The organism is Phenylobacterium sp. (genome assembly GCF_024508875.1).
GTDB lineage: Bacteria > Pseudomonadota > Alphaproteobacteria > Caulobacterales > Caulobacteraceae > Phenylobacterium.
Genome location: NZ_JANINU010000093.1, coordinates 1 through 8,166 on the forward strand (window position 1 = coordinate 1; position 8,166 = coordinate 8,166).

Below are 8,166 nucleotides of genomic sequence, written 5' to 3' on the forward strand. Positions count from 1 at the left end.
GCCTTGGGCGCGTGCGCCAGGGTGCGGAAGATGTTCAGCACGCCCATGGTCCCGTCGCGCACCGGCTGCAGCGCCTCGGACTGCTCGGGCGTGAGCTCGGAATCCTGCAGCGGCTCCACACGGGGCTTGGACAGTCTCATGCCGTTTCCTCGAACATCCGGTTTGTTGCGCCCGCACCTTAGAGCCCGCCCCCGATTTCGCTAGAGCGCCTGCGGCCCAGTTGTTACCCAAGGGACCATGTCCTCCCGGTCGACGCTCGAGTTCCTGAAGACCGAAACGGGGTCCGGCATGCTGCTGGCGGTCGCGGCGATGGTCGCCATCGTCTGGGCCAACTCGCCCTGGGCCGGCGCCTACGACGCCATCACACATCACTCGGTGGCGGTGCGGTTCGGCCCGTTCGCCGAGGAGATGAGCGTCGCCAAGTGGGTGAAGACGGCGCTGATGCCGATCTTCTTCTTCGTCGTCGGCCTGGAGATCAAACACGAGATCCTGCGCGGCGAGCTGTCGAACCCGCGGCGGCTGGCGCTGCCGGCGTTGGCGGCGCTGGGCGGCGTGGCGGTTCCGGCCCTGATCTACGCGGCGATCAACGGCCTGCCGGGGGGCAGCCCCCAGGCATGGCCCATCCCGACCGCGACCGACATCGCCTTCGCGCTGGCGGCTCTGGCGGTGGCCGGGCCGCGCCTGCCCTCCACGTTGCGGATCTTCCTGCTGACCCTGGCCATCGCCGACGACCTGGTGGCGGTGGCGCTGATCGCGGTGCTGTTCACCGCCGACCTGAAGTTCCCGATGCTGGCGGCCGCCGCCGTCACGGTGGCGGTGCTGGCGGCGATGGGTCGGTGGCGGGCGGCTCCCTACTCGTTCTGGGCGCTGGGCGGCCTCCTGCTCTGGGCGTTCACGCTGGAGTCGGGGGTCAACACCTCGCTTGCCGGGATCGCGGCGGCGTTCTGTCTGCCGCTGGAGCCCAAGCGGCCGGGCGGCCAGGGCGTGCTGGCCGAGACCATGGAGGCGCTGCACCCCTATGTGGCGTTCTTCATCCTGCCGGTGTTCGCCTTCGTGGCGGCCGGCTTCTCCCTGGGCGGCGAGGCCGGCGGCGCGATCCTGGGCACGGTGAGCCTCGGGGTGGCGGCGGGCCTGTTCTTCGGCAAGCAGATCGGGGTGTTCGGGGCGGCGGCGCTGGCCATCGGGCTGAAGTGGGCGCGGCGGCCGACGGGGGCCAAGTGGCTGGAGCTGTACGGGGTCTCGGCGTTGTGCGGCGTCGGCTTCACCATGAGCCTGTTCATCGGCGCCCTGGCCTTCCCCTCCGCGGACGTGCAGCACGAGGCGCAGGTGCGGGCGGGCGTGGTGATGGGATCTCTCGCCTCGGCGGTGCTGGGTGTCGTCGTGCTCTCGATCAGCGCGGCGCGGCGCGCGCGGCACGCCGCCGACTAGCGGCAAATCGGGGCTTGCAGCCTTGGCCGGGAAGGCGTCCGCTAGCCGCCATCGGCAATGCGAGGGGCTGCGATGACGACCTTCCGATTGAATGGCCGGGACGTGTCGGTGGACACGCCCGAGGACGCGCCCCTGCTCTGGGCGATCCGTGACGAGGCCGGGCTGACCGGCACCAAGTTCGGCTGCGGGATCGGCGCGTGCGGCGCCTGCACCGTCCATGTCGACGGCGAGGCGGTGCGCTCGTGCGTCACGCCCGTCGGCTCGGTCGCGGGCCGCGCAGTGACCACCATCGAAGGCCTCGACCCCAAGGGCCAGCATCCCTTGCAGGTCGCCTGGATCGAGGCGCAGGCCCCCCAGTGCGGCTACTGCCAGTCGGGCCAGATCATGCAGGCCGCGGCGCTGCTGAAGGCGACGCCGCACCCGACGGACGCCGAGATCGAGGCGGCCATGACCGGCAACCTGTGCCGCTGCATGGCCTACATCCGGATCAAGAAGGCCATCAAGGCGGCCGCCGCGAAGGGAGTCGCCGCATGAACGCCATCGACCTCTCACGGCGCGGCTTCCTGGTCAGCGTCACGGCTGCGGGCGCGGCCTTCGCCCTCACCGCCCCGGCCGAGGCGGCCGGCGCGTTCGAGCCCACGATCTGGTACGCGATCGACCGCGACGGCGTGATCACCGTCCACATCATCCGGGCCGAGATGGGCCAGCACGTGGGCACCGCCATCGCCCGGATCGTCGCCGACGAGCTGGAGGCCGACTGGTCGAAGGTGCGGATCGACCACGTCGACTCCGACCCGAAGTGGGGCCTGATGGTCACGGGCGGCAGCTGGTCGGTCTGGCAGAGCTATCCGCTGTACAGCCAGGCCGGCGCCGCGGGGCGCATCGCCCTGATCGAGGCCGGCGCGAAGCTGCTGGGCGTCAATCCCGCCGAGTGCGTGGCGGCGAAGGGGACCGTCTGGCACCACGACAACGGCATGTCGTACGGCGACATCGTGGCCAAGGGCGACCTCAGCCGGAAGTTCACGGCGGAGGAGCTGGCGAAGCTGCCGATCAAAAAGGCGGCCGAGCACAGGATCGTCGGCAAGCCCGGCCAAGCGTGGGACATCCCGGCCAAGACCAACGGCCAGGCGAAGTACGGCCTCGACGCCAAGGTTCCGGGGATGGTCTACGCGCGGCCCAAGCTGCCGCCCACGCGGTACGGCGCGACGGTGGTCTCCATCGACGAGACCGCGGCGAAGAAGGTGCCGGGCTACCTCCGCGCCATCGCCCTGGACGACCCGTCGGGCACGGTTCCGGGCTGGGTCATGGTCTATGCCGACAGCTTCGTGGCCGCCGACCGGGCGAGCGAGGCGCTGAACGTGGTGTGGAAGACCGACGACACCGCCAAGGTGTCCGAGGCCGATCTGCAGGCCCGCGCCCGCGCCCTGATCGCCGACACGTCGGCCGGCTCCCTGGTGGTCGAGGACCCCGGTGTCGACGCCGCGTTCGGCGCGTCGAAGTCCACGATGGAGTGCACCTACACCACCTCGACCGCCCTGCACTTCCAGATGGAGCCGGTGAACGCGCTGGCGTTCGAGAAGGACGGCGTCTTCGAGATCCACACGGGCAACCAGTGGCAGTCGCTGGTGCTGCCGTGGCTGGCCAAGGCGCTGGGCCGCAAGGAAGAGACCATCGTCCTGCGCACCTATGTGCTGGGCGGCGGGTTCGGCCGGCGGCTGAACGGCGACTATGCGGTGGGCGCGGCCCTCGCCTCCAAGGCCATCGGCGGCAAGCCGGTGAAGGTGGTGATGACCCGGGCGGACGACACCCGGTTCGACAGCCCGCGCTCCCCCTCGGTACAGACGCTGAGGATCGCGTTCGGCGAGGGCGGCCGGGTCACCGGGATGGAGCACCATGCCTGCGCCGGCTGGCCGACCCAGGCCATGGCCCCGTTCTTCATGCCCAAGGGCGCGAACGGCCAGCCGTACGACCCGTTCGCCATCAGCGGCGCGAACCACTGGTACACGGTGGGGGCGCAGCGGGTGCGGGCGGTGGGCAACGACCTGGCCAACCGCACCTTCCGGCCGGGTTGGCTGCGCTCGGTGGGGCCGGGCTGGACCAACTGGGCGCTGGAGAGCTTCATGGACGAGGCGGCGGCCGAGGCCCGCGTCGATCCCCTCGCCTTCCGCCTGCGGATGCTGGACGGCGCGGGGCGGAACGCGGGCTCGGCGCCGAACGCGGTGGGCGGCGCCAAGCGCCAGGCCGCCGTGCTGAAGCGGGCGGCCGAGAAGGCCGGCTGGGGCAAGCCGCTGCCGAAGAACACCGGCCTCGGCCTTGCCACCACCTTCGGCCAGGAGCGGGACATGCCGACCTGGGTCGCCTGCGCGGCCCGGGTGGCGGTCGATCCGGCCAGCGGGGCGGTGAAGGTGGAGAAGCTGACCCTGGTGGCCGACGCCGGGATCATCGTCCACCCGGACGGCGCCCTCGCCCAGATGGAGGGCGCGGCGCTGTGGGGCATGAGCCTGGCGCTGTTCGAGGGCTCGGCCTTCGAGAACGGCCAGGTGAAGGACACCAACCTCGACAGCTATACGCCACTGCGGATGGCCGACGTGCCCGACGTGGAGGTGGAGTTCGTGGCCAGCAACGAGGCGCCGGTCGGCCTGGGCGAGCCGGCGACCACGGTGGTGGGACCGGCCATCGGCAACGCCATCTTCCGGGCGGTCGGCGCGCGGGTGCGCGACCTGCCGATCCGGGCCGAGGCGGTGAAGGCGGCGATGAAGGCGTAGCGCCGCCGAGGGGCGTGGACGGTGTCGGACGCCTGGGGTGGGGCCGGCATGCGGACCGACCACGAACCACACGAACGCGCTTGTGTGCGGGCGGAGCGGGGCTCTGTCCGTTCATCAGTGCGCGGGTGTTGGAGCGACGCTGCGCGCCGTCAGCCGAAGCCGGATCGGGGGCGTGGGCCGCGTGGCCTCAGTCCGGGCAGCGGCGGCGCCACCGAACCGAGAAGTCGCTCACGCGTCGCGGCCGGCGCCGGCCGGGACAGGACGGCGAGAGCCGGCGTCCGGGTTGGCGCCGGCTCTCGCGCGCCCGGCTTTGCCTCCGCTTCCGCGAGGAGGGTCTGCAGCGCCGGTAGGGCGCACCTGGCCCCGGCCGGCAAGCGGTCGTCGCGGGCGGCGTCCCGGGCGACCACGCCCAGGGTCGCGAGGAACCGGGGCAGGCTGACGGGTTCGTAGTCGCGCTCGCGGTCCCGCTCGCGTTCGAGAGGTTCGGGACGCTCCCGCGTCTCCCGTTCCATAGGGTCGCGTTCGAGTTCGGGGCGCTCGCTTTCCAAGACGTCGGAGCGCTCGAGGGTCGCCGGACGGCCCGGCGAGGCGAGCGCCTTGCCGGCCCGCAGGCTCATGCAGAGGCGGATGCCCATGCGCACCGCGAGGAAACATTTCTGGAAGACCTCGGTGCGCTCCAGGCAGCGTTCGAAGTCGGCCTCGTCATTGGCCGCCGTCCCGAACGCCACCCCCAACACATGCGCACAGTCGACCAGCCCCTCCAGCATCTGGAGCTCATGCGCGGTGCGGGCGGCCTCGGTCGACATGAGAACAAATGTAGAACATTTTGGAGGAGTGTCAAGCCTAAGCGCGTGGCAGCCTTCGACGCATTGGAGGGTTGCCGCTCGCCTCCCACAACTCGTCTTCCCTGGGACAAGCCCGGGAATGACGAGGAGAAAGGGGATGAAATTCAGCTAGCCACCCGTCGCTGACTCTCGCGACGTCCGCCTGCCGGCGACGCAGCGAACGTCCACTCTGAGATGGGGCCTGGATTTCCGGAACCGACCCGTTGCGGACCTCGGGGCCCACCTACCAGTTGTGGTCGTCTGCGACCTCCGTCTAGCTTCACCGTATGGCGGCCAGCATCCTCTACGCGGTGCTGGCGTTCTACGGCTTGCTCATCCTTGCCGCGAACGCCTTCGAACTGGCGAAGTCCGGCCCGGACGCGTGGACGGTCTTTCAGACCACGGGAGGGGCGGCATTACTAATCCTCGCCGGTCTAGGTTTCGCCAATCGCGTCCCCGGACGGTTGGTTGCCGCCGTAGTGGCGGTGCTGATCGGCATCGATCTCGGCTGGCGTCTCTTGACCTAATCGAACGTCCGCTTTCGACCCTTTGCGGACTCTAGGGAGGCCATGTCACCCTGAGCAGATGACCGGACCGACCCGCATTAGCTCCGTGGAACAGCCCGAGCCGTTTCAAGTCACGTTTGAAGGGCCCACCGGCCCCTACCGTCTTAGCTTCCAGCCTGACCATGACGAGGGGCGCTTCGATGTCGTAATCGGTGATCTAGCTGTCGTCTGGAAAGTGGAAGTGTGCGAGCGCACCACCACTGGCTGGAGCCTGGGGGGAATGACCCATGGGATGAAGGGCCTGTGGGGCGACGACTATTGGTTCGAGGTGCTCTTCGGCGAAGACACGCGGGCGGAATTTGGCCTGCGCGGACTCACCCGAACCGATTTCCCGCCTGCCTGAGAAAGGTCCCCTTCCCACCCTTCTCGGACACTCGCGAGGTCCGCGGCTCGCCTCCTACAACTCGTCATCCCCGGGACAAGGCCGGGGATGACGAGCAAGAAGGGGCTGAGACTGCGCTTACGGTGATCCCCGTCGCCAATGGAAGGAGAGCGTCCATGACCCAGAGCCGGCTGCTGCGGATGGACAACATCGGGATCGTGGTGGAGTCGCTCGACGACGCCGTCGCGTTCTTCACCGAGTTGGGGCTGTCGCTTGAGGGGCGCGCCACGATCGAGGGGGCGTGGGCGGGGCGCGTCACCGGACTGGGCGACCAGCGCGTCGAGATCGCCATGATGGTCACGCCCGACGGGCACAGCCGGCTGGAGCTGTCGCGGTTCCTGGAACCCGCCGTCGTCGAGGACCATCGGACGGCGCCGGTGAACGCGCTGGGCTACCTGCGCGCGATGTTCGCGGTGAGCGACCTGGACGACACGTTGGCGCGGCTGGGACGCCACGGGGCGCAGGTGGTTGGCGAGGTGGTGCAGTACGAGCGGGCCTATCGGCTGTGCTACGTTCGCGGGCCCGAGGGCGTCCTCATCGGGCTGGCGGAGCCGTTGGCCGACGGGCGTTAGCGGTCAGCGGACGGTTTCGGTCTCGCGGGGGGCCGAAGCCTTGCGGGTGCGCGCCTGGGCCTTGGGCTTGGGGAGGAGCCGGAAGCGGCTCTGGCACCAGGCGAAGTCGACGCCCACGTCGAGCAGGGCGTCCGACCGGCCGCACGGGCAGGCAAACTCCATGACCTCGCGGACGCGATAGGTCTCGCCGGCCTGCAGGGGCACGGCGCGTCCGGTCACATGGTTCGGGGCCGCATTGACGCAGAGAACCAGATCGCCACGGCCGACAGCGTCGCTCATCGCTTCCATCCGCTTGCCTGCGGCCATCATACGCGCTCAGGCGCGCGGGAAAAAGACCGGCGTTCGGGGGCGAGGCACCCGAGTGATGTTCGGCTTCCGGCCCCGCCGCGGACGTTTGTCGCTCGCGTCCCTCCTACCCCTCGTCATCCCCGGGCTTGTCCCGGGGATGACGAGCAAAAAGGGGGATGGAATTGGGCGGCTAGGCAGCGCCATCGCTGCGGCGCCCGTCCGCCCGCGCCAGCACGAAGTCCAGCGCGGCGCAGACCGCGGCGACCTGGGCGGCGTTGCATTGCTCGGGGGTCGCGCGGGGGCTGTCGGGGTAGACTTCGGTGGTGGTCGTGTAGGGCGCGCCGGTGATCGACGGGCACATGCCGTAGTCGCGCTGCGGATAGACGATGACGCCGTGGCCGATGGGCGGGCAGCCGATGATCTCGCCTTGCGCGTCGGGCGGGGCGATGTGGGTGACCTTTTCGACCGCCGCGACGATCGCCTGCTGGAAGTCGGGCCGGGGGTCTTGGGCGTCGGCGACCAGGTAGAAGCCGTCGGGGATCAGGCCCGGCTCGAAGGGCTTGCCGTCGCGGGCGGCGAGGGCGGGACGGAACTCGCTCTCGTCGCTGTCGGTGGTCTCGTGCAGGTCGATGTGCAGCTGGAACCGGTGGGGCTTCACCAGGGCCATGAGGCTGGTGGCTTCACGCGACGGACCGTCCGCGCGGAAATTGCGGTTGGGATCGACGGCGTCGTAGTTCCAGCGGTTGATGCGCTCGTAGCCCCAAGGGCTGACGCAGGGGGCGACGAGGAGGTTGATCCGGCCGGCGTAGTCGGCGGCGCGGGTCTCCAGGAATTGCAGCGCGCCCATGACGCCGCTGGTCTCGTAGCCATGGACGCCGCCGGTGACGAGGGCGGCCGGGAGCGACGGGTCCCAGAGGCGGCTGGCGAGGGCGTAGAGGTCGTAGGTATCGCCCGCATAGTCGAGGCGGCCGTAGGCAGTGCGCTCGAACCGCTGGGCGAGGGCTTCGATGCGCGGCAGGACGTCGTCGGCGTAGCGGCGGTGGCGGGTCTGGCGCGCGCGCCACTGATCTACCTCCCCATCGCCCCACGGGCGTCCGGGGGTTCCGATGGGATAGGCGATGGCGTCGGTCATGGGGCTTCTTAGGGCATATGGGCGGCGACGTCAGGGAGAGGCGAACACCAACCCCGAAAACGCAAAAGGGCCGCCCTTGGGGGGCGGCCCTTCGCGTCTCGAATGAGAGCTCTGGCTTACTCTGCCGCCTGCTTCGGCGCGTAGCCGAGGATGGCCTTGGTCTCGAGGAACTCGTGGAAGGCGTAGTCGCCCCACTCGCGCCCGTTGCC

10 protein-coding genes are annotated in these 8,166 nt (G+C 70.2%); 6 read left to right on the forward strand and 4 right to left on the reverse strand.

Annotated features, from left to right (window positions below; all coding sequences use genetic code 11):
* The first annotated feature begins 237 nt into the window (after positions 1-237).
* The 3 genes from nhaA to Q0L11_RS08415 all read left to right on the forward strand — a co-directional run bounded on the left by nhaA (position 238) and on the right by Q0L11_RS08415 (position 4,193).
* Positions 238-1,428: a Na+/H+ antiporter NhaA gene (nhaA, locus tag Q0L11_RS08405; protein WP_296596641.1), complete on the forward strand. Its 1,191-nt coding sequence runs from the start codon at positions 238-240 to the stop codon at positions 1,426-1,428.
* A 72-nt stretch (positions 1,429-1,500) separates the two neighbouring features.
* Entirely contained in the window at positions 1,501-1,962 is a 462-nt protein-coding gene (locus Q0L11_RS08410; protein WP_296596642.1) for a (2Fe-2S)-binding protein, read from the forward strand.
* A complete protein-coding gene (locus Q0L11_RS08415) occupies positions 1,959-4,193 on the forward strand; it encodes a molybdopterin cofactor-binding domain-containing protein (RefSeq protein WP_296596643.1) in 2,235 nt (744 codons plus the stop codon). The genes Q0L11_RS08410 and Q0L11_RS08415 overlap by 4 nt, the downstream gene beginning before the upstream one ends.
* 149 nt (positions 4,194-4,342) lie before the next feature.
* Here the strand turns inward: Q0L11_RS08415 and Q0L11_RS08420 are convergent, their stop codons facing one another.
* Positions 4,343-4,999 (reverse strand): hypothetical protein, encoded by a 657-nt coding sequence (locus Q0L11_RS08420; protein ID WP_296596644.1) that lies wholly within the window; start codon positions 4,997-4,999, stop codon positions 4,343-4,345.
* A 305-nt stretch (positions 5,000-5,304) separates the two neighbouring features.
* Between Q0L11_RS08420 and Q0L11_RS08425 the strand changes: the two genes are divergently transcribed.
* The 3 genes from Q0L11_RS08425 (at position 5,305) to Q0L11_RS08435 (ending at position 6,537) form a co-directional block, all read left to right on the forward strand.
* Positions 5,305-5,544 carry a hypothetical protein gene (locus tag Q0L11_RS08425; protein WP_296596645.1) on the forward strand — a complete coding sequence of 80 codons (240 nt, stop codon included), beginning with the start codon at positions 5,305-5,307 and terminating at the stop codon, positions 5,542-5,544.
* Between the two features lie 58 nt (positions 5,545-5,602).
* A complete protein-coding gene (locus Q0L11_RS08430; RefSeq protein ID WP_296596646.1) occupies positions 5,603-5,926 on the forward strand; it encodes a hypothetical protein in 324 nt (107 codons plus the stop codon).
* Positions 5,927-6,081: 155 nt separating this feature from the next.
* Positions 6,082-6,537, forward strand: coding sequence for a VOC family protein (locus Q0L11_RS08435; protein ID WP_296596647.1), 456 nt, complete (start codon positions 6,082-6,084; stop codon positions 6,535-6,537).
* Between the two features lie 3 nt (positions 6,538-6,540).
* Here Q0L11_RS08435 and Q0L11_RS08440 read toward each other — a convergent pair whose 3' ends face one another.
* The 3 genes from Q0L11_RS08440 to Q0L11_RS08450 all read right to left on the reverse strand — a co-directional run.
* The gene (locus Q0L11_RS08440; RefSeq protein WP_296596648.1) at positions 6,541-6,816 is read right to left on the reverse strand and encodes a hypothetical protein; all 276 of its coding nucleotides are present in this window, start codon (positions 6,814-6,816) and stop codon (positions 6,541-6,543) included.
* A 199-nt stretch (positions 6,817-7,015) separates the two neighbouring features.
* A complete protein-coding gene (locus Q0L11_RS08445; RefSeq protein ID WP_296596650.1) occupies positions 7,016-7,957 on the reverse strand; it encodes a M14 family metallocarboxypeptidase in 942 nt (313 codons plus the stop codon).
* Positions 7,958-8,073: 116 nt separating this feature from the next.
* On the reverse strand, positions 8,074-8,166 hold a 93-nt coding region (locus Q0L11_RS08450), incomplete at its 5' end, for a hypothetical protein (RefSeq protein ID WP_296596651.1).

Bases quoted from the DNA above. Each gene is read 5' to 3' on its own strand.
- nhaA (WP_296596641.1), top strand. From the start codon at position 238: ATGTCCTCCCGGTCGACGCTCGAGTTCCTGAAGACCGAAACGGGGTCC.
- Q0L11_RS08410 (WP_296596642.1), top strand. From the start codon at position 1,501: ATGACGACCTTCCGATTGAATGGCCGGGACGTGTCGGTGGACACGCCC.
- Q0L11_RS08415 (WP_296596643.1), top strand. From the start codon at position 1,959: ATGAACGCCATCGACCTCTCACGGCGCGGCTTCCTGGTCAGCGTCACG.
- Q0L11_RS08420 (WP_296596644.1), bottom strand. From the start codon at position 4,999: ATGTCGACCGAGGCCGCCCGCACCGCGCATGAGCTCCAGATGCTGGAG.
- Q0L11_RS08425 (WP_296596645.1), top strand. From the start codon at position 5,305: ATGGCGGCCAGCATCCTCTACGCGGTGCTGGCGTTCTACGGCTTGCTC.
- Q0L11_RS08430 (WP_296596646.1), top strand. From the start codon at position 5,603: ATGACCGGACCGACCCGCATTAGCTCCGTGGAACAGCCCGAGCCGTTT.
- Q0L11_RS08435 (WP_296596647.1), top strand. From the start codon at position 6,082: ATGACCCAGAGCCGGCTGCTGCGGATGGACAACATCGGGATCGTGGTG.
- Q0L11_RS08440 (WP_296596648.1), bottom strand. From the start codon at position 6,816: ATGAGCGACGCTGTCGGCCGTGGCGATCTGGTTCTCTGCGTCAATGCG.
- Q0L11_RS08445 (WP_296596650.1), bottom strand. From the start codon at position 7,957: ATGACCGACGCCATCGCCTATCCCATCGGAACCCCCGGACGCCCGTGG.